Origin of the sequence: Shinella sp. (genome assembly GCF_035998705.1) — a bacterium.
Taxonomy (GTDB): Bacteria; Pseudomonadota; Alphaproteobacteria; order Rhizobiales; family Rhizobiaceae; genus Shinella.
Map to the genome: position 1 here is coordinate 228,723 of NZ_DASYHH010000007.1, position 19,894 is coordinate 248,616.

At 64.1% G+C, this 19,894-nt stretch carries 19 protein-coding genes and 2 tRNA genes; 10 read left to right on the forward strand and 11 right to left on the reverse strand.

Annotated elements, in window-relative coordinates; translation table 11 throughout:
• Positions 1-52 precede the first annotated feature (52 nt).
• On the forward strand, positions 53-199 hold the full coding sequence (locus tag VGN93_RS02760; RefSeq protein ID WP_256118651.1) for a hypothetical protein: 147 nt from the start codon (positions 53-55) through the stop codon (positions 197-199).
• A 180-nt stretch (positions 200-379) separates the two neighbouring features.
• Complete coding sequence (gene ppdK, locus VGN93_RS02765) at positions 380-3,049, forward strand: pyruvate, phosphate dikinase (protein WP_327506247.1); 2,670 nt, start codon at positions 380-382, stop codon at positions 3,047-3,049.
• Positions 3,050-3,052: 3 nt separating this feature from the next.
• Here ppdK and VGN93_RS02770 read toward each other — a convergent pair whose 3' ends face one another.
• Together VGN93_RS02770 and VGN93_RS02775 are read right to left on the reverse strand one after the other, a co-directional pair.
• Entirely contained in the window at positions 3,053-3,310 is a 258-nt protein-coding gene (locus VGN93_RS02770; RefSeq protein WP_327506248.1) for a hypothetical protein, read from the reverse strand.
• Between the two features lie 121 nt (positions 3,311-3,431).
• Positions 3,432-3,815 (reverse strand): hypothetical protein, encoded by a 384-nt coding sequence (locus tag VGN93_RS02775; RefSeq protein WP_319310683.1) that lies wholly within the window; start codon positions 3,813-3,815, stop codon positions 3,432-3,434.
• 186 nt (positions 3,816-4,001) lie between these two features.
• Between VGN93_RS02775 and VGN93_RS02780 the strand changes: the two genes are divergently transcribed.
• Complete coding sequence (locus VGN93_RS02780; RefSeq protein ID WP_327506283.1) at positions 4,002-4,907, forward strand: DUF1499 domain-containing protein; 906 nt, start codon at positions 4,002-4,004, stop codon at positions 4,905-4,907.
• Between the two features lie 23 nt (positions 4,908-4,930).
• On the opposite strand, the gene VGN93_RS02785 is transcribed toward VGN93_RS02780, so the two are convergent.
• Together VGN93_RS02785 and VGN93_RS02790 are read right to left on the reverse strand one after the other, a co-directional pair.
• Positions 4,931-5,878, reverse strand: a complete 948-nt coding sequence (locus VGN93_RS02785; RefSeq protein ID WP_327506249.1) for an MBL fold metallo-hydrolase — start codon at positions 5,876-5,878, stop codon at positions 4,931-4,933.
• A 5-nt stretch (positions 5,879-5,883) separates the two neighbouring features.
• On the reverse strand, positions 5,884-6,180 hold the full coding sequence (locus VGN93_RS02790; protein ID WP_327506250.1) for a cupin: 297 nt from the start codon (positions 6,178-6,180) through the stop codon (positions 5,884-5,886).
• Between the two features lie 219 nt (positions 6,181-6,399).
• On the opposite strand from VGN93_RS02790, the gene VGN93_RS02795 reads away from it, so the two are divergent.
• The 3 genes from VGN93_RS02795 to VGN93_RS02805 all read left to right on the forward strand — a co-directional run bounded on the left by VGN93_RS02795 (position 6,400) and on the right by VGN93_RS02805 (position 7,959).
• Positions 6,400-6,474, forward strand: a tRNA-Gln gene (locus VGN93_RS02795).
• Positions 6,475-6,629: 155 nt separating this feature from the next.
• Positions 6,630-7,442 carry a hypothetical protein gene (locus VGN93_RS02800; protein ID WP_327506251.1) on the forward strand — a complete coding sequence of 271 codons (813 nt, stop codon included), beginning with the start codon at positions 6,630-6,632 and terminating at the stop codon, positions 7,440-7,442.
• 70 nt (positions 7,443-7,512) lie between these two features.
• Positions 7,513-7,959 (forward strand): DUF3597 domain-containing protein, encoded by a 447-nt coding sequence (locus VGN93_RS02805; protein ID WP_327506284.1) that lies wholly within the window; start codon positions 7,513-7,515, stop codon positions 7,957-7,959.
• 44 nt (positions 7,960-8,003) lie between these two features.
• On the opposite strand, the gene VGN93_RS02810 is transcribed toward VGN93_RS02805, so the two are convergent.
• From VGN93_RS02810 to VGN93_RS02820, 3 genes are all read right to left on the reverse strand, one after another.
• The gene (locus VGN93_RS02810; RefSeq protein ID WP_327506252.1) at positions 8,004-8,750 is read right to left on the reverse strand and encodes a class I SAM-dependent methyltransferase; all 747 of its coding nucleotides are present in this window, start codon (positions 8,748-8,750) and stop codon (positions 8,004-8,006) included.
• Positions 8,751-8,823: 73 nt separating this feature from the next.
• Positions 8,824-9,159, reverse strand: a complete 336-nt coding sequence (locus tag VGN93_RS02815) for a hypothetical protein (protein ID WP_319310693.1) — start codon at positions 9,157-9,159, stop codon at positions 8,824-8,826.
• 218 nt (positions 9,160-9,377) lie between these two features.
• Complete coding sequence (locus tag VGN93_RS02820) at positions 9,378-10,754, reverse strand: M10 family metallopeptidase (protein ID WP_327506254.1); 1,377 nt, start codon at positions 10,752-10,754, stop codon at positions 9,378-9,380.
• Between the two features lie 501 nt (positions 10,755-11,255).
• On the opposite strand from VGN93_RS02820, the gene VGN93_RS02825 reads away from it, so the two are divergent.
• Positions 11,256-12,014 carry a hypothetical protein gene (locus tag VGN93_RS02825; RefSeq protein WP_319310697.1) on the forward strand — a complete coding sequence of 253 codons (759 nt, stop codon included), beginning with the start codon at positions 11,256-11,258 and terminating at the stop codon, positions 12,012-12,014.
• Between the two features lie 97 nt (positions 12,015-12,111).
• Here the strand turns inward: VGN93_RS02825 and VGN93_RS02830 are convergent.
• Positions 12,112-12,188, reverse strand: a tRNA-Pro gene (locus VGN93_RS02830).
• 161 nt (positions 12,189-12,349) lie between these two features.
• Between VGN93_RS02830 and VGN93_RS02835 the strand changes: the two genes are divergently transcribed.
• From VGN93_RS02835 to VGN93_RS02845, 3 genes are all read left to right on the forward strand, one after another.
• On the forward strand, positions 12,350-12,862 hold the full coding sequence (locus VGN93_RS02835) for an MgtC/SapB family protein (RefSeq protein WP_327506255.1): 513 nt from the start codon (positions 12,350-12,352) through the stop codon (positions 12,860-12,862).
• A gap of 230 nt (positions 12,863-13,092) precedes the next feature.
• Positions 13,093-14,799, forward strand: a complete 1,707-nt coding sequence (locus VGN93_RS02840) for a type I secretion system permease/ATPase (protein WP_327506256.1) — start codon at positions 13,093-13,095, stop codon at positions 14,797-14,799.
• Between the two features lie 13 nt (positions 14,800-14,812).
• A complete protein-coding gene (locus VGN93_RS02845) occupies positions 14,813-16,129 on the forward strand; it encodes an HlyD family type I secretion periplasmic adaptor subunit (protein WP_327506257.1) in 1,317 nt (438 codons plus the stop codon).
• A gap of 357 nt (positions 16,130-16,486) precedes the next feature.
• Here VGN93_RS02845 and cysN read toward each other — a convergent pair whose 3' ends face one another.
• The 3 genes from cysN to VGN93_RS02860 are packed head-to-tail and all read right to left on the reverse strand — an operon-like array spanning position 16,487 to position 19,720.
• A complete protein-coding gene (cysN, locus tag VGN93_RS02850; protein ID WP_319310708.1) occupies positions 16,487-17,968 on the reverse strand; it encodes a sulfate adenylyltransferase subunit CysN in 1,482 nt (493 codons plus the stop codon).
• Between the two features lies 1 nt (position 17,969).
• The gene (gene cysD, locus VGN93_RS02855; protein WP_319310709.1) at positions 17,970-18,923 is read right to left on the reverse strand and encodes a sulfate adenylyltransferase subunit CysD; all 954 of its coding nucleotides are present in this window, start codon (positions 18,921-18,923) and stop codon (positions 17,970-17,972) included.
• 47 nt (positions 18,924-18,970) lie between these two features.
• Entirely contained in the window at positions 18,971-19,720 is a 750-nt protein-coding gene (locus VGN93_RS02860; protein ID WP_327506258.1) for a phosphoadenylyl-sulfate reductase, read from the reverse strand.
• Between the last annotated feature and the right edge of the window lie 174 nt (positions 19,721-19,894).

The window sequence follows — 19,894 nt, forward strand, 5'->3', positions numbered from 1 at the left end:
TTATGAGAGCCTGCGAACATTCGCGGGCAATTAGTGAAATCGGGGACCAAACGTGAATAGAAACGCACTTTACATGATCATCGGCGCCCTCATCGTCGTGGTGGCCGGCTTTTCCTACTATGCCTACCAGGAAGAGAAGAAGCCGGATGGCGTGGAGATAAAGCTCGACGACCAGGGGCTTTCCATCGAAGGAAACTGAGCCGTCGGATCGCACCGATCGCAAGCCGTGTTCCCGCCAGGGGCACGGCTTTTATATTTGATCCTTATAATTTTGCAGTGCCGTCGCAATTTTGATGCAATGCAGCAAAAAACTCATCATGCCGCGTTTTCAAAGACATGCTGTTCATGTAGATTGGCAAAACGCATTTGGGAGGCGTCGATGGAGAAGTGGGTCTATACCTTTGGGGGCGGCCGTGCCGAAGGCAGCGCGAGCGATCGCAATCTGCTGGGCGGCAAGGGCGCGAACCTTGCCGAAATGTGCAATCTCGGCCTGCCGGTGCCGCCGGGGCTCACCATCGTCACCTCCGCCTGCAACCATTATTACGACAGCGGCCGCATGCTGCCGCCGGAGCTGAAGGACCAGGTCCGCGCAGGGCTTCGCCACATGGAGGCGATCACCGGCCGCGCCTTCGGCGATACCGCCAGGCCGCTGCTGCTCTCCGTGCGCTCCGGCGCCCGCGCCTCCATGCCCGGCATGATGGATACGGTGCTCAACCTCGGCCTCAACGACAGCACGGTGCAGGCGCTCGGCCATGATGCCGGCGATGCACGCTTCGCCTGGGACAGCTACCGCCGCTTCATCCAGATGTATGGCGATGTCGTCATGGGCCTCGATCACGAGGTCTTCGAGGAAATCCTGGAAGACGAGAAGGGTCGCCTCGGCCACGAGCACGACACCGAGCTTTCCGCGGTCGAATGGCAGCATGTCATCGCGCGCTACAAGGAGATCATTCGAGAAGAGCTCGGCGAGGAGTTTCCGCAGGATCCGGAAGTCCAGCTCTGGGGCGCCGTCGGCGCGGTCTTTGCCAGCTGGATGAACGCCCGCGCCATCACCTATCGCCACCTGCACAACATCCCCGCCATCTGGGGCACCGCCGTCAATGTCCAGGCCATGGTCTTCGGCAATCTCGGCAATTCATCGGCCACCGGCGTCGCCTTCACGCGGAATCCCTCGACGGGTGAGAACAAGCTCTACGGCGAGTTCCTCGTCAATGCGCAGGGCGAGGACGTCGTCGCCGGCATCCGCACGCCGCAGAACATCACGGAGGAGGCGCGCATCGCGTCGGGCTCCGACCGGCCGTCGCTGGAAAAGCTGATGCCGGAGGCCTTTGCCGAGTTCCGCGCCATCTGTGATCGGCTGGAGCGGCACTACCGCGACATGCAGGACCTCGAATTCACCATCGAGCGCGGCACGCTCTGGATGCTCCAGACCCGCTCGGGCAAGCGCACCGCCAAGGCGGCGCTGAAGATCGCCGTCGACATGGCGACGGAAGGGCTGATCAGCGAGGGCGAGGCCGTCGCGCGCATCGATCCCGCCTCGCTCGACCAGCTGCTGCACCCGACGATCGATCCGCGCGCGCGCCGCGACGTCATCGGCTCGGGGCTTCCCGCATCGCCGGGTGCGGCGACCGGCGCGATCGTCTTTACTTCCGAGGATGCCGTTCAGGCGGAGGAGGAGGGCCGCAAGGTCATTCTCGTGCGCATCGAGACGAGCCCGGAAGACATTCACGGCATGCACGCCGCCGAGGGCATCCTGACCACCCGCGGCGGCATGACGAGCCATGCGGCGGTCGTCGCGCGCGGCATGGGCACGCCCTGCGTTTCCGGCGCGGGCACGCTGCGCGTCGATCTGCGCAACGAACTCTTGATCGCCCAGGGCCTGACGCTGACCAAGGGCGATATCATCACCATCGACGGCTCCTCCGGCCAGGTGCTGAAGGGCGAGATCCCCATGCTCCAGCCGGAACTGTCCGGCGATTTCGGCCGGATCATGCAATGGGCCGACCGCACGCGCCGCATGAAGGTGCGCACCAATGCCGAGACCCCGGCGGATGCCCGCGCGGCGCGCTCCTTCGGCGCGGAAGGCATCGGCCTTTGCCGCACCGAGCACATGTTCTTCGAGGGCAGCCGCATCAATGTGATGCGCGAGATGATCCTGGCCGAGGACGAGGCCGGCCGCCGCGCGTCGCTGGCAAAGCTCCTGCCCATGCAGCGCTCGGACTTCGTGGAACTCTTCGAGATCATGCATGGCCTGCCGGTGACGATCCGCATGCTGGACCCGCCGCTGCACGAATTCCTGCCGAAGAGCGACGAGGAGATCGCCGAGGTGGCGGCCGCACTGGCCATCGACGAGGCCGTGCTGCGCCGCCGGGTCGATACGCTGCACGAGTTCAATCCGATGCTCGGCCATCGCGGTTGCCGGCTGGCGATTTCCTATCCGGAGATCGCCGAAATGCAGGCCCGCGCCATCTTCGAGGCGGCGGCGGAAGCCGCGCGCACCACGGGGGCCGCCGTCGTGCCGGAGATCATGGTGCCGCTCGTCGGCCTCAAGGCGGAGCTCGATTACGTCAAGGCCCGCATCGACGAGGTCGCCAAGGCGGTCATCGCCGAAAGCGGCGTTGCGATCGACTATCTCGTCGGCACGATGATCGAGCTGCCGCGCGCAGCCCTTCGCGCCCATGTCATCGCCGAATCGGCGGAATTCTTCTCCTTCGGCACCAACGACCTGACGCAGACGACCTTCGGCATCTCGCGCGACGACGCCTCGGCCTTCCTCTCCACCTATATCCAGAAGGGCATCGTCGAGCAGGACCCGTTCGTGCAGCTCGACTTCGACGGCGTGGGGGAACTGATCCGCATCGCCGCCGAGCGCGGCCGGCGCACCCGCAACGACCTGAAGCTCGGCATCTGCGGCGAACATGGCGGCGATCCGGCCTCGATCCATTTCTGCGAGGAGGCGGGCCTCGACTACGTCTCCTGCTCGCCCTTCCGCGTGCCGATCGCAAGGCTTGCGGCGGCACAGGCGGCGTTCAACGGCAGCAAGAGCTGAGGATCAGCGGCGCCGTCCACGCACGTAGATGTAGGTCGGGCGATCCCACAGCGGCGATTCCATGCGCGCGGCGCGGAAATCCGCGCGGCGGTCGAGGTCTATGCGCTGGAGGCATTCGGCGAAGGCATCCGTGCCCATGCGGAAACCGTAGGAGCGGCACCGGTTCTCGTCGTTCGCACGCACCTCGGCGGCCGTCTGGCAGCCGGCCAGGAAGAGTGCGGTGGCGGCAAGGGCGGCGAGGCGAATAACCACTTTGGACATGCTGGCTCCGGCGATGTGTAACGCGCCATCGATAGAGCAATTCCAGCAAAAGTGCGAAGCGGTTTTGCGTCCGGAATTGCGTAGAAGCAAAAAAGGCTCGTCGGCGCACGCTCGCAAGACCTCAGATACGCTCCAGCACGTCGACGAAGGCATCCGCGAAACGCTTGAGGTCCTTGGTCTTCTCGTCGGGATTTTCCACCCGGATGGCCGCACCCTCCGCATCGAGCAGCGCGAAAACCACGGAAAGCGCGCCTTTCTCGCCCTGCGGTACGCGCAGCGCGGCGATGCGCCGGCAGTCTTCCGCAAGCCCGGAGGCGGGAAGGTCGAACAGGAAATCGCCGCCCACCTGGTCTGCGGCGGCGCGCACGGCCCCCGCAAAACCCGCCTCGTCGCCGGAAAAACCGTCGAGCGAAAGTTCGAGTTCCAGAAGCTCCAGGGGGAGGGCGGGTTCGCCAGCGGTGGTGGCGATTGCCGTGTCGGCAGCCGTCTGCATCGGCAACATCATCTTGCTCCTTCTCAACCCCCGTGTGTGAAACGTCGTTAACGAGCGTGGCAAATTTGCGGCACGCAAGGATTTTCCGCTGCCGTGCCGCAAAAGCCCCGGTCAAGATGCCGCACCAAGCCGATGGAAAAATCCGCAGCACTGCGCTAGGGAGAGGGAACGGCAGGCGCATCCGGTGAGGCCATGGCAATCACGATCCAGTACGAACGGCCCGTTTCGCATGCGGCGCACTGGGCGCGGCGCATGGCGCTGTTTTCCTGCCTGCTGTTCATCGCCGCCGTGCTGTCGCACCGCTTCGGCCCGCTGACGACGCCGCATTTCCTGGTGCTGGCGGGGATTTCCGCGGCGATGGCGGGGCTTGCCGTGCTGCTGGCGGCCGTGGGCCTGGCGCGCCTCTGGCATGTCGGCGCGCGCGGCGGCAAGGCGGCCCTGACGGCACTGCTGTTCTCGCTCCTGCCGCTCGGCGTGGCCGGAGCCAGCGCCTATGCCTATTTCTACAAGCCGGCGCTCTATGATGTGACGACGGATACCGTCGCCGCCCCGCCGTGGCTTTCAGAACCCTCGGCCGAGCAGGACTGGCTGCCGCGCGTCGGCATCGTGACGGCCCGCGACCGCACGGTGCAGCTGGAAGCCTATCCCGGCCTCTCCGGCCGCCGCTACGACGGCGCGCTCGACCGCGTCTATCAGGGCGTGCGCAAGGTCGCGACCGCCTACGGCATCACCATCACCGCCGAGAACGGGCTCGACAATATCCTCGCCGACCTCGAAGACCTCGTCGTCGATCCGAACAAGACCGCCGCAAGCCAGGAACCGCTCGGCGACGTGCCGATCCCCGAAGCCCGCCCGCTGGAAACGCCGTTCCTTCCGCGAATCGGCGGCGCTGGCGACGTGCTGTTGCAGGGGGAATGGCGCTCGCCGCTCTTCGGCTTCCGCTTCGATGTGGTCATCCGGCTGCGCGAGGAGGCGGAGACGACGCTGGTCGACATGCGCGCCGCCTCGCGCTACGGCCCGCACGATCTCGGCATCGGCGCCGGACTGGTGGAAGGCTACCTGAAGGCGCTCGACGCCGAACTTCTCGGCATCGCGGGCGATTGATCAGAGCAATTTAAACATAAGTGCTAAAGGCCGGGGGCGGGGAAATAGAGCCCCTTCAGCGCGGGTGGCCCTTCGGTCACCACCTCGCCGCGCCCCACCAGGTCCTCCAGATGCGCCAGCACCGAAAGGGCGGCAGCGCCATGCAGGCGCGGATCGGTCTCGCGGTAGATCACCTTCACCATGTCGGCGATCAGCCGGTCGCCGGCGCGCACCCGCTCGCGCACCGCCCGCTCGCGCATGCGCCGATGGGTCCGGAGCCCCCGCAGGAATGCGGCGGGCTCGGTGACCGGCCCGCCATGGCCGGGAAAATACAGGCGGTCGTCACGCTGAAGCAGCCGGTCGAGCGAGGCCATGTAGTCCGCCATGGCGCCATCCGGCGGTGCCACGATCGTCGTCGCCCAGGCCATGACGTGGTCGGCGGAAAAGACGATGCCCTCCGGCCCGTCGAGCGCGAAGGCGGCGTGGTTGGCGGTGTGGCCGGGCGTGTGCAGCGCCGTCAGCGCCCAGCCGTCGCCCGCCACCGTCTCGCCGTCGGCAAGCGCGATATCCGGCACGAAATCCACGTCCGAGCTTTCGGCAAAGGGATTGACCTCGCCGGCATGCAGCGGTCGCGACGCCCGGTGCGGCCCCTCCGCCACGACGATCGCGCCCGTCTCCGCCTTGAGACGGCGGGTGAGCGGCGAGTGGTCGCGGTGCGTATGGCTGACGGCGATATGCGTCACCTCGCGCCCGGCAAGCGCCTTCATCAGCGCCTGGAAATGCGCCTCGTCCTCCGGCCCGGGATCGATCACCGCCACCGAGCGGTCGCCGACGATGTAGCTGTTCGTGCCGTGGAAGGTGAAAGGCCCCGGATTGTTGACGGTGATGCGCTGCACCCGCCGCGCCACCGGCACCGCCTCGCCATGCGCCGGCTTGAATTCGAGATCGAAATGCGGGGCTTCCTGGCTGTCGTCTTGTGTGGAATTGGACACGGCTGTCACTTGTATTCGATTTCGATAAAACTCATCGGCTTGTCGCCGCCATTGACGACATTGTGCGCCACGCCGGCCTCGCGCCGGTAGACCGCGCCCGTCTTGCTGTGCACCCGCCGCTCGCCCGCCTCCTCCTCGATGAGGAAATCGCAATCCGTCATCGGCACGACGACATAGCCGAGCCCGTGCACATGGTGGCCGGTATCGGCCCCCGGCTCGAAATCCCAGCGCGTGACGCGCACCACCGCGTCGTCGAGAAGAACGGTCGGCATCGCCGGCGGGCGGGCGCGAAACTGGGACATGGCGGCTCCTCGTGAGAAACGGCGGGGCTGGTGCGCCCGGTCGATGGGGCACGCCGCCGCCGGAAAGACGGTCTGTTGCCGGGACCCTATCCCCGCCGCGCCCGCCTGCCAAGCCGCAGGCCCGCGCAATTCGAAGGCCGCGCCCGGAGAATAATCAGCCCAAGCGGAAGTTAAGCATTGTCCACGCCTCCCGCCTTTGCTATCAGGCTCCCGCCATGGTGGGGCGTCGCCAAGCGGTAAGGCACCGGTTTTTGGTACCGGCATTCCCAGGTTCGAATCCTGGCGCCCCAGCCAAGTCCTTCCGCTTCGTCAAAAAAGCTAGGTATTGCAGTGGTTCCGGTTTAGCTGGGACTCCAACAATCCCGAATGTCATACAGAAATGTCATAAATGACTGTCTGACTCATTCGAGGACTTCAGAGCTTGCTTACCCTTCAGGATGGGGTTCGCAATGGCAATTGCTCAACACGTTTTCAAGCGCGGTTCTGTTTACTGGTGGCGTCGTCGTTTACGAAATGGAACAGACCCGCGTGCTTTCTTGCTGATTGAAGTCAGTCTCCGCACGAAGAGTGTGGAGCAGGCCAAATTCTCAGCTGCCAGGTTGACCTTGATCAGCGAGCGACTGTTTCGAGAGCTGCGAGCAATGATGATCAAACCGGACGATGTTAAGCGCATTCTCATAGAGGTCGCCAAAACATGCACTACGGTTCTTGACAGCCACTCAGCGCTGGAACTCGCTCACGAAGACGACTTTGAAAAGCTGCGTATGCGCGACGTGGCTGAGGGTTGGGCCGCCCGTGTTTTGAGTTCTCAGGGCCAACACGCCACCGTTGGACATTCCGAAACTCAACACATGCGAGCCGCTGGGCTAGACGATGCAGCGATCAAATCCGTGAGCGATATGTTGGATACCTACCGGCTCCTTGGCCTTGATGTAGCGCCCCGCCCGGTCATCGAAGCGCTGATGCAGAAATTTGAAATTCCTGAAAGTCAGAGGAATTTCGACCAGGTCCAGCAGATATATTTTCGCGGAATGGCGGCTGCCCACCTGAATAATGCTCAGAGGCGAGTCGGGATACGGCAGGACGATGACGCTTTGCTCCAGACAGCACTGTTGGCTGACAGCCTTCCGGACGGTTCAAAGACGCAACCCATACGGAAAGGGTTGCTCGATGCTGGAGACAATGACGAACCCGATCTGGATGATGCGATTGACGATGAAGACGACCTTGAAGCCGACGGTCTGTGTCATGGCCTTCATTGAAATGACGGCCAATGCCTCTATTTTCCGTCACACCGTGTCAGAGCCGGTAGAGATCAACAGGGAGTCACAAATGGGTATCTTCAGTTCCATCAAGGAAAAGCTCTTCGGCAAAGCGGCGCAGGAAAAGCCGGTAGAAACGATCACGGCCGGTACCGTCAAGCCGGCGACGGCGGATGTTTCCGCGACGCCGACGCTCAGCAACGAGGCCGTGGTGGCGACGACCACCGGAAGCCAGCCCGTTTCCGCCACGCCGGCGCAGCCGGTGGACGTCGCGGCGATCCTCGACGCAGCCGTTGCCAAGAACGGCCAGAAGCTCGACTGGCGCCGCTCCATCGTCGACATGATGAAGGCGCTCGGCATGGATGCGAGCCTCCAGGAGCGCAAGGAACTGGCCGACGAACTCGGCTTTACCGGCGACAAGAACGACTCCGCCAGCATGAACATCTGGCTGCACAAGGCCCTGCTGAAAGCGCTGGCCGACAACGGCGGCAAGGTGCCGGCTGATCTGCTGGATTGATTGAACGAAGAAACCCGCCGGAGACATCCGGCGGGCTTTTATCCCTAAGCCAGCCCACCCATCGGAATAAGCTCCCTGGCGCCCGGCTGCCAGGCACTGCCCTCCCAATCCCCCAGCCAGCGATCCACGCGCAAGCCTGCTTCCGCGATCAGCGTCTCCAGCTCCGCCTTCTCCGGAAAGGCGATGTGGGAGGTGGCGGAGAGGCGTTGGGTGGTGGCGCGGATTTCGTAGTGGGTGCCGTAGGTCACGATGCCGGTGGCGGGGTCGTGGGCGACGTCGTTCCAGGCGGCGACAGGGCCGAAGCGGGGGTGGTCGAGGAGGCGGAAGGATTCTTCCTGACCCCATTCCTCCCATTCGCGGCAGGCGGGATTGCGGCTGTCGAAGATGAAGCGGCCGCGCGGCGCGAGATGTGCTGCGATGGTGGCAAGTGCGGCGCGACGGTCCTCCGTCGTCAAAAAAACCTGGAAGGCGTGGCCGGTGAGGAGCACGAGGTCGAAGCGGCGGCCGAGGCGCAGCGTGCGGGCATCGCCCTCGACGAAATCGACACCCGCCGCCCCGGCTTTGGCGCGCGCGATGGCGAGCATGGCCGGCGCCGGATCGACGCCAACGATCGCCCTGCCGCCGGCAAGCGCCACGGCGAGTTCGCCCGTGCCGCAGCCGAGGTCGAGCACGCTTTTCGCCTCCGCGGCCAGCTTCTGGCAGAAATCGAAATCCGGCGAGCGCTCCCAGCCGTTTTCGAGATCATAGAAATCGGCAAGCGCCGGATCGTGGTAAAGGCGGTCCTCGTCCATATCGTCCTCCCAAAAGAAAAAGGCCGCACAGCGATGCGCGGCCTCCGCAAGTGTCGATTGCGCGCCGGGATGTTTACGACGCGGCGTCCAGCACCTTTTCGCAATGGGTCGGGCCGCCCTTCGGGTCGACGCGGTCGGCGACGGCGCGGATGTTGTTGATCCGGTAGGCCTCGTTGACGGTCAGTTCCACGGTGCAGGACTTGCCCTTCACAAAGCCGCCGCGCCACTTGTAGAGCGTCGAGCCGCCCGCGCCGCTGACATCGGAGATCGGCGGGCCATAGGCCGCGAAGAAGCTGCCGGCTGTCTTGCCGTTCCAGCGGGCCTGCAGCGGGTTGGAGGCGACGATTGCGGTGGTGCATCCGGCGAGGGCAAGCGCGACGCCTGCCAGAATTGCAATGCGGGAGTTCATGTGTGCCAGTTCCTTGGAAGCTTTGGTGTGGCCGTGAATGGGAGCCTGGATTCGCCATAGCGCAGCGCGCGCAAAAGGGGAATCGCCACCACGCGAACTTTCCCGTCTTCCCCATCGAAGAGGCGTCAAACGTGCGGATTTGCAACAGTTCGCGGAAAAGGCGCGCAGAGGGGAGGGCATGCCCGGCCGCGAATGGGCCGGGCATGCCGCGAGAGGCCTCAGAGAATGAAGTCCGACTTGTCGAGATTGTCGATGTTGAACTTCTTGAGGATCAGCACGTCGTTGCCGCCGAGCGCGATGTGCACGTCGCTGCCGACCTGGTCCGCCTTGCTCAGCACCTGGCCGATCTTGGAGAAATTGTAGGAGCGCAGGTCGATATCGTCGATATTGTTCTTGAAGTCGGTGATGGTGTCGCGACCGTACCCCTTCTTGAACACGAAGATATCCGCGCCGAAGCCGCCGGTCAGCTTGTCGTTGCCGGCGCCGCCGTCGAGCCTGTCGGTGCCGCCGGCGCCGTTCAGCGTGTCGTTGCCGCCATTGCCGTACAGCTTGTTCCTGGCCTCGTTTCCGAGAATGCTGTCATTGCCCGAGCCGCCCTTGGCATTCTCGATGAGAGAGCGCTTGTCGCCGTTGAAGAGCAGTGCATTGAAGATGTTGCCGCGGGAATAGCCGTCGTTCGGCCCGCCGCCGAGGAACGAAAGCTGGGTCTTGCTGAACATCGAATAGGCGCCGGCGCGAAGGTCGATGTCCACGCCGGTCTTGTAGGCCGTGAGGTCGTAGGTGTCGTTGCCGCCGCCGTCCCAGATGGTGGCAAAGATGCGGTTGCCGCCGGCGTCGATCGCGACCTTGCCGTTGACGAACGTGTCGCCGCTGCCGGGCTTCCATTTGTAGACGGTCGCGCCCTTGTTGGTCGTGTAGTCCGCGCCATACATGTGCTGGAGCGCGTAGATATCGGCCATCATGAAGGTCTGCGGGCCGTCGAACTCGCCATACTGGTATGGCCCGCCCGAATCGCCGACGAAGGCGTTGTAGGTCATCACGGTATATTCGGGGCTGTTCCACTCGGGCTGGATGGCGCCGAACGTATCGGTTTCATGCGCGTGCTTGAGACCCAGCGCATGGCCGAGCTCATGGATCATCGTGTGCCAGGCATAATTGCCGGCCTGCGGCGTGCGGTAGTCGTTGATCGTGCCGGCATAGTTCGTGCTGAACCAGACGTCGCCGGCCTCGGCCGATCCGCCCGGGTAATAGGCATAGGCCGTCGGGTCGGCGGCATCGGACTGGGCGAAGCGCAGCGTCGCCGTGCTCGACGAGCCGGCGCTGAAATTCATGTTGGTGAAGCCTTCGACGGAAAAGCCGTCATTCGCGCTGCCGCCAAAACTCTTCTCCATGGCGAAGAGCGCTGCATTCTTCTGCATGGCGGAGACGGAGCCGAAATTGTTGCTCGTCTCGTTCGTGTAGGAATAGTTGTTGGTGGAGCTCGGGAAAGCATAGGTAATGTTGGTGCCGCCCCAGGCGTTTCCGCTGAGGACCGCATCAATGAACTGCGATCCCGTCGCGACGATCGTCTTCGTACTCTTGCCTGTGCCGGTCATGATTGTTGCCCCTTCGACCAAATTGTCTGGATTTTTGCCGGAAAGCGAATATTTCCCCCGGTCCGCGCGCACTGTGCCTGCGTCGGACGCGATCCCGCCCCTCGAATGCTGGTATGATAGAACTGGGAAACGTTCCTGCAAGAAGCCTTATTCATGCGCGGAGGAACAAATTTGGTGATAGTTCTGCCGGCCGCGCGCGTTCCACGCGAGGGCGCGCAACAGCCGTGGGCCGACATGCTATGCTCCGTCCGTAACCGCAGGACCGCATTTGCGGAACCAAAGCCCTGTACACGCCTTCCTTAACAGGAGGAATTCGCCATGTCAGCAGAATGGCCAATGTGGTTCTTGCAGGCGGCTGCCTTGGTGCTGCTTGCCGGGGTGTTCTTCATCAGGAACTAGGGCGGCGAAGGTGGCCGGCCCTCTGATATCAGCTGTAGATCGAGGCCACTTCCAAAGCATCCTTGGCTTGTATAGGGTCGCGCCACTCCAGAGGTAGGCGCAATGTTCAAGCTGTTCAAATTCGGCACCTTCAAACGATCCAGGACATCCAATCCGACCTCGAAACTGGCTTTCCTCAGCGCTCCCCCAAAGGGCGTGACGATGCAGATCGCCGCGACCGCGACGTTCACCGCCAAGCTCATCATTGAAGGCGAAGGCCATGTGATCACGGTAGGCGCCGGGTCACGCATCCGCGGCTCGATCCGGATCAAGGGCCGCAACAATCGAGTGACAATCGGCGAAGACGTCGAATGCAGCGACCAGATCGTCATCCAGGGCCGCGAGAACAAGATCGCAATCGGAGACAAGGTCGCGCTGGGCGGCCGGATCATGATGAAGGGCGTCGGACAGTTGGTCGACATCGGCAACGGCACCGTCGCGCGTGACACCTACATCCTCTGCTCCGAGGAGAAGAATGTCATTATCGGAAAGGGATGCCTGTTCTCCCGCAACGTCGAAATCCGCACCACCGACGCGCATGCCCTGATCAACCGGGAAACGGGCGAGCGTCTCAACCTTGCGCAGTCCGTGGAGATTGGCGATCACGTGTGGATGGGGGTCGGCGTGCTCGTCAGCAAGGGCGCGAAGATCGCCGAGGACAATGTCGTCGGCGCGAAGTCCTTCGTCGCCAAGCCGTTCCTCGAAAGCGGCACGGTCATTGCCGGCCTGCCCGCCCAAGTCGTCAAGCGCGGCGTCACATGGCAGCGAGACCGCAAGGCAAAATACGATCCCGACACGCTGGAGAACTGGCGACTGCTCTGAACCAGCGCCGAGCGCGACTGGAAGCCGTTAAAACAAGGTCGGTTTTTGCGGATTTTTCGGGAAGATGAAGAAACGCCGGAAGGCCGGCGGTTCTGGCTGGTCGGAGTGAGAGGATTCGAACCTCCGACCCCCACGTCCCGAACGTGGTGCGCTACCAGACTGCGCTACACTCCGTGACCAGCGGCGCTTCCTATAGATCAGGCATTTCGTTTCGACAAGCGTAAAAGATCAAAAAAATTCGCGACCTTGGGCAAAATGCCGGCCGGCCGGGAAATTATTGTTTGCGAACGGGGCGTTCGGGGGAACCGAAATGCGGCGGGTGCGTTTGGCGAGCCATGGAACAGATCCTCGCCGACTTCTTTCCGCCGACGCGATTGCCCTATCCCGTCATCCTTGCCCGCATGGTGGGCGCCATCGTGCTGAGCGGGGTGATCGGCGCGGAGCGGGAGTACCGGGAGCATCCGGCGGGGCTGCGCACCCATATCCTGGTGGCGCTGTCGGCCTGCGTCTTCGCCATCCTGTCCATCGAGAGCGTGCATATGGTCGGCTTTGCCGACGAGCAGGTGCAGATTGATCCCCTGCGCGTCATCGAGGCGGTCACCGCCGGCGTCGCCTTCCTCGCGGCCGGCATGATCGTCTTCTCGCGGGGTGAGGTGAAGGGCCTGACGACCGGGGCGGGGATGTGGCTCGCCGGCTCGGTCGGGCTGTGCGTGGGCCTCGGTTACTGGCTCATTGCCGTCTTCGCAACGGTCGCCTGCTTCGTCGTGCTTTTCATTATCGGCAGGCTCGAAATCAAGACGGATGGCGGGACAAAACGGGACGGCCGACACGATAAAGATGACAGTTGAACTCCTGTTTTAAGGCGGTTCGTCGGAATTCTGTTGATTTACGAATAAATCGCGCCCTATACCGTCTTCCATTGAGGTGGCTCGCGTTTTGCGAGCACCCCCGCATCCGGCCGGTCGCGGCAGGGCGGTCGAGTGGCCCTTCGCCGCTCGGACAACGGCCGGAGATCGGCCGAACCTCCGGCGTCGATCTTTGAAGAGACAATGCGATGCGTCCATCGGGCAAAGCCGGTGTGGAAGAACTCAGAGCCGTGCTGAAATCGAGCGCCGCGGGCTTCCTCGCCATCGGCTTCTTCAGCTTCTTCGTGAACCTGCTCGTGCTCACCGGCCCGCTGTTCATGTTGCAGATCTACGACCGGGTGCTGTCCTCGCGCTCCGAAGCGACGCTGGTGGCGCTGACGGGGCTGATCATCGGCCTCTATCTCGTCATGGGCGTGCTGGACCATATCCGCAGCCGTGTCGCGGCGCGCATCGGCGCGCGCTTCCAGGCCCGCTTCGACAAGCGCGTCTTCAACGCCGTGCTCGACCGCACCAACCTGCACGCGCAGGGAGTCTCCACCGTCACCGGCATGCGCGATCTCGACGCGATCCAGAAGGTGCTGTCCTCGCCGGCGCTCTTCACGGTGTTCGATATTCCGTGGACACCGTTCTTCCTGTTCATCATCTTCACCTTCCACCCCTGGATGGGCCTGCTCGGCGTTGCGGGCGGCCTCATCCTCGTGGCGCTCACCTGGCTCAACCAGAACGGCACGAAGGACGACCAGGAAAAGGCGATGATCGCCGGTCGTATGAGCGACGAGATGACCCAGACCCTGCAGAAGGAAAGCGACACGGTGCGTGCGCTCGGCATGCGCCGCGCCGTCGCCGGCCGCTGGCAATTGCTGCGCGACAGGGCGCTCGAGGCGAACATCCACTATTCCGACAGCAACGGCTTCTATTCGATCTCCTCGAAGACCTTCCGCGTCTTCCTGCAATCGGCGATCCTGGCGCTCGGCGCCTATCTGGTGCTGAAGAACGAGATCACCGCCGGCGCGATGATCGCTAGCTCCATCATCATCGGGCGTGCGCTTGCGCCCATCGAAGGCGCCATCGGCCAATGGTCGCTGATCCAGCGCGCCATGCAGGGCTGGCGACAGCTTTCCGAGCTGCTCGGCCGCGTGCCGGAAGACAATGCCCGCACCGCGCTGCCGAAGCCCCGCGCCATCCTGGAGGTCGAGCAGGTGACGGTCGTGCCGCCCGGCGAGCAGGTCGCGACGCTGCGCATGCTGAATTTCGAACTGAGGCCCGGCCAGGCGCTCGGCGTCATCGGCCAGAGCGCGTCGGGCAAGTCGACGCTGGCGCGCGTGCTCACCGGCATCTGGTCGCCCGCCGCCGGCAAGGTGCGGCTCGATGGCGCGTCGCTCGAACAATACGGCACGGACGGCCTTGCCGACCATGTCGGCTACCTGCCGCAGGATGTCGTGCTGTTCGAAGGCACGGTGGCGGAAAACATCGCCCGCATGGCGCTCGATCCCGATCCGATGAAGGTGGTGGACGCGGCGAAAAAGGCCGGCGCGCATGACATGATCCTGCGCCTGCCGGATGGCTACGACACGAAACTGCCGGCCATGGGCGGCCGGCTTTCCGGCGGCCAGAAGCAGCGCGTCGGCCTGGCCCGCGCGCTCTACGGCGATCCGGTGCTGCTGGTGCTCGACGAGCCGAATTCCAACCTCGACGCCGAGGGCTCGATGGCGCTCAACCTCGCCATCCGCAACATGAAGGCTGACGGCAAGTCCATCGTCATCATGGCGCACCGCCCGGCGGCGATCGAGGAATGCGAGCTGATCCTGATCATGGAAAACGGCCAGCGCCTCGCCTTCGGCCCGCGCGACGACGTGCTGCGCGCGCATCTGCGCAACCACACGCAGGTCGTCGCCGGCACCGGCGGCAGCAACAAATAAGGGGTTTCGGCCAATGAAGAAGGAAACGGCATCCAGGGACCGCAAGTGGGCCAGCAGCGGCTATGCGATTGCCGGTTATGCGACGGTCTTCGTGCTGCTCGGCGGCATGGGCGCCTGGGCGGCGCTGACGCGCATCAACGGCGCGGTCGTCGCCAGCGGCATCATCGAGGTCGCCAGCAACCGCCAGATCGTGCAGCACCTGACGGGCGGCGTCGTCGGCGAGATCCGCGTCAAGGAAGGCGACACGGTCAAGGCGGGCGACGTGCTGATGCGCCTCGACGACACCTTCGACCGCTCCGAGCTCGCCGTCATCGAGGGCCAGCTCTTCAGCCTGCTCGGCACCGCCGCGCGGCTTCAGGCGGAGCAGGACGAGAAGACCGAGATCACCTTCGATCCGGAACTGCTGAAGGTCGCGGCAAGCGATCCCGACGTCGCCGAAATCGTTGCCGGCCAGAAGCGGCTGATGGAAGCGCGCGCCGAAACACGCGGCAAGCAGGCCGGCCAGCTTCAGGAAAAGAAGGCGCAGATCGGCAAGCAGAACGAGGGCCTGGAAAGCCGCATCAAGGCGCTGGAAACCCAGCAAGCCTTGATCGGGAAAGAGCTGGACGCCCAGAACAAGCTGCTCGCCCAGTCGCTCACCAATGCCAGCCGCGTGCTGGCGCTGCAACGCGAGGAGGCGGAAATCCTCGGCACGATCAGCCAGGCCCGCGCCAACATCGCGGAAAACACCGGCCGCGTCGCAGAAATCGAGATCGCCATCCTCAACATCCACTCGACGGTGCGCGAGGAGGCGACGACGACGCTGCGCGAGATCGAGGCGAAGGTCGCCGAACTCCGGGAAAACCGCAACTCAAAGCTCGAAACGCTGAGCCGCATGGACATCACCGCGCCGATGTCGGGCATCGTGCTCGGCATGCAGGTGCATGCGCTGCGCTCGGTCATCCGCCCGGCCGATCCGCTGCTCTACATCATCCCGCAGGAGCATGATCTCGTCATCTCGACGCAGATTTCCCCGACGCAGATCGACCAGGTCCATGTCGGGCAGATGGCGCATATCCGCTTCGCCGCCTTCGATCATCGCTCGACGCCGGAAATCTTCGGCCACGTCACCAAGGTCGCCGCCGACGTGCTCGCCGACCAGCGCACGGGTGCGACCTATTACAAGGCCGAGATCAAGCCGGATGCGGGAGAGATGACGAAGCTCGGCGACAAACACGTCATGCCCGGCATGCCCGTGGAGACCTTCATCCAGACCACCGAACGCTCGCCGCTCGAATATCTGGTAAAGCCGCTCGCCGACTATTTCGCCAAGGCGTTCCGCGAGCGCTGAGGGGCGCGCATGACCCGTCGCTGATGGAACAATTTTCCCGCCCGGACATTTCCCGACCAGCACAATATCGGAAAGGAAACTTCAATGGCTCGGGCTTTGATCCTTTGGCTGATGGGCGTACCGCTCTTCCTCGTTCTCCTGCTCTGGTACTTCTTCTTCTGAGCGGAATTCGAAAGCAACAGACATGACAAAGGGGCCTTTCGGCCCCTTTTTCGTACCTCCCCCTTGAGGGGGGAGGTCGCCGCGAAGCGGCGGGTGGGGGTGACCTGCATCCACACCGGCATCACGCGTGGAGACGTTGCGTCACCCCACCCCGGGCCTTTGGCCCGACCCTCCCCCTCGAGGGGAGGGTAGACCTCACTCGTCCAGATCGGCCAGGATTTCCGCAGCCCGCCCGGCACTCGTGTGGCGCACGTCCACGTCCTGTCGGCGGTTGGCGAAGAGTTCGGTGGCCATGATCTTTTCGGCGAGGTCGGCGGGCAGCGACAGCAGCACGCGCTGGTCGTCCTTGTGGATGCCGCCGAGTTCCGAGCGCCGGCCGGTGATCATGCCGCCGGCCACCGTGTTGTTGGTGTCGGGGTCGATCAGGATGAAGGCGCCGGTCGTGCGGTTCTGCTCGTAGGTGTCGAAGATCGCCTGCTCGTCGAAGACGAGATGGACCTTGCCGATGCCGTTCAACCCAAGCTTTTCGGCCGGATGCCACTTGGAGGTCTTGAGATCGAGCTGGCTCACCGGCTCGACGCTGACGCGCTGACGGCGCGAGCCGCTCTTCAGCCAGTAGCGCTTGCCCGGCTCGATGCCTTCCGGCTGGAGGGCGACGAGCTGCGCGTCGAAACCACGACCGGTCATCGGCTGGCTGTCGATGGCGACGATCATGTCGCCGCGCGCCACGTCCACCTGGCGGTCGAGCACCAGCGTGATCGCGTCACCCGCGACGGCAGCGTTGCGCACGAGATCGAAGGTGACGATCTTGGTGACGTTGGCCACCATGCCGGACGGCAGGATGACGACGCTGTCGCCCGGCTTCACCGAGCCACCGGCAACCGTGCCCTGGTAGCCTCGAAAACTTTCGCCGGGGCGGGAGACACGCTGCACCGGCAGGCGGAAGCCGACCGTCTGGTTGGAGCGGGTGGTGGCCTTTTCCAGCGTCTCGACCAGCGTCGGGCCGTCGTACCAGGGCATGACCGCGCGGCCGTCATAGACGACGTTCTCGCCCTTCAGCGCCGACATCGGGATGGCGGTGATCTGCTTGACACCCAGCGTCAGCGCGAACTCCTTGAAGTCGTGCACGATCTGCTCGAAACCGGCGCGGTCGTAGTTGGTCAGGTCGATCTTGTTGACGGCGAGCACGAACTGGCGGATGCCCATCAGCGACGCGATGGTGGCGTGGCGGCGGGTCTGTTCGAGAATGCCGGCGCGGGCATCGATCAGCAGCACGGCGAGGTCGGCCGTCGAGGCGCCGGTCGCCATGTTGCGGGTATATTGTTCGTGGCCGGGCGTATCGGCAACGATGAACGAGCGGCGGTCCGTCGCGAAATAGCGATAGGCGACGTCGATGGTTATGCCCTGTTCGCGCTCGGCCTGGAGACCGTCGAGCAACAGCGCGAAATCGGGCAGGCCGAGGTCGTTCTGCTTGCCGCTGTCACGGTGCAGGGTCGCGGCCTGGTCTTCCTTGACGGCCTTGGTATCCCAGAGCAGGCGGCCGATCAGCGTCGACTTGCCGTCGTCGACCGAGCCGCAGGTGATGAGGCGAAGCGGGCGGGAATCGCGGATCGCGCGGGCCGTTTCAGGTTCTGCGTGCGGAAGAACCTCGGCGATTGCAGTTGCGGAAACGGTCATCTCAGAAGTACCCTTCGCGTTTCTTCTTTTCCATGGAGCCGGACTGGTCGCGGTCGATCGCGCGGCCCTGGCGTTCGGAGACCGTGGCGGTCTCGAGCTCGGCGATGATGTCGTCGAGCGTGGTGGCCTGCGAGCGGATGGCGCCCGTCAGCGGGAAGCAGCCGAGCGTGCGGAAGCGGATGACGCCTTCCTGCTTCACTTCACCGGGCAGCAGTTCGAGGCGCGGGTCCTCGGCGAGGATCATCATGCCGTCGCGTTCCACGAAGGGACGCTTTTCCGCGAAATAGAGCGGCACGATCGGGATCTCTTCCGCCTGGATGTAGCGCCAGATATCGACCTCGGTCCAGTTCGACAGCGGGAAGGCGCGCACGCTTTCGCCGTTGCGGATCATGCCGTTGTAGATGTTCCACAGTTCCGGGCGCTGGTTGCGCGGGTCCCAGCGGTGGTCCGGCGTGCGGAACGAGTAGATGCGCTCCTTGGCGCGCGAGGCCTCCTCGTCGCGGCGCGCGCCGCCGAAGGCCGCATCGAACTTGCCGGCGTCGAGCGCATGGCGCAGCGCCTCGGTCTTCATGATGTCGGTATAGAGCGCCGAACCATGCGTGAAGGGCGTGACGTTCTCGGCCGCACCGCGCGGATTGATGTGCTCGATCAGGTCGAGATCGTAGTCGGCGACGACCTTGTCGCGAAACGCGATCATTTCCGCGAACTTCCAGCCCGTGTTGACGTGCAGCAGCGGGAAGGGCACGCGGCCCGGATAGAAGGCCTTGCGCGCGAGATGCAGGAGGACGGAGGAATCCTTGCCGATCGAATAGAGCATCACCGGACGCTCGAATTCGGCGGCGACTTCGCGGAAGATGTGGATCGCTTCGTTCTCGAGTGCCTTCAGATGCGGATCGAGCGGCGGCTTCGACGTTGCATTCTGCTTCGCTTCCGCTTCGTGACGGGGATCGGACATGAAAGGGTAGTCTCCGGATTGATGTGCCTGGTCGAGGCGAAGGATTGTCAAAGGGCGCTCGACTCGAGGGATGGGAGCGCCGATTCCGGCACATGCAGGCCGCATTCGCGCTTCTCGTCGTTTTCCCACCACCAGCGGCCGGCCCGCTCGGGCTCGCCCGGCTTGATGGCGCGCGTACAGGGCTCGCAGCCGATCGAGGGATAACCGCGCTTGTGCATCGGGTTCACCGGCACGGCGTTGTCGGCGACATAGGCGTTGATGCGCCCCATGTCCCAGTCGGCCAGCGGATTGATCTTGATCAGGTTGCGCTCGGCATCGAACTCCGCGAACGGCGTGTCGGCACGGTTGCCGGACTGGCCGCGGCGAAGGCCGGTGATCCAGAAGGATGCCCCTTCGAGCGCGCGCGCAAGCGGCTTCAGCTTGCGCACGCCACAACAGGCGTGGCGGGCTTCGACGCTTTCGTAGAAGCCGTTGAGGCCATATTGCTTGGCGTAAGCGTCGATATCGTCCTGCACCGGGCGATAACGCGTGATGGTGATGCCGTATTGCTCCTCGGTCTCGTCGATCAGGTCGACGGTCTCCTTGAAGAGCCGGCCGGTCTCCAGCGTCACCACGTCGACGGGCAGGCGATCGGTGCCGATCGCCGCGGTGATGACCTGGTCCTCGATGCCGAGACTGGTGGTGAAGACGGCACGGCCGCCCAACTCCGCCACGAGCGCGATGCGCCCAGCGAGGTCGAGTTCGGCGAGTTTGTCATTCAGGGCCTGCGCGGTCCCGTTTCCGGTGAGAGCAGTCATTCCATTCCATGCCTTTACGAGAATTGAGGGGATTATCGCAGCCTTGCCCCTGCTAAGACAGCAAAACGGATTTCTGAAATGTCGGCGCGGGAGCAAATATCTCTCCATCTCGCGCCGAGAGGAGAAATCCTGCCGCTTTCCAGCAGCCGCGCATGTGGCGGACAGGCCTTCAAA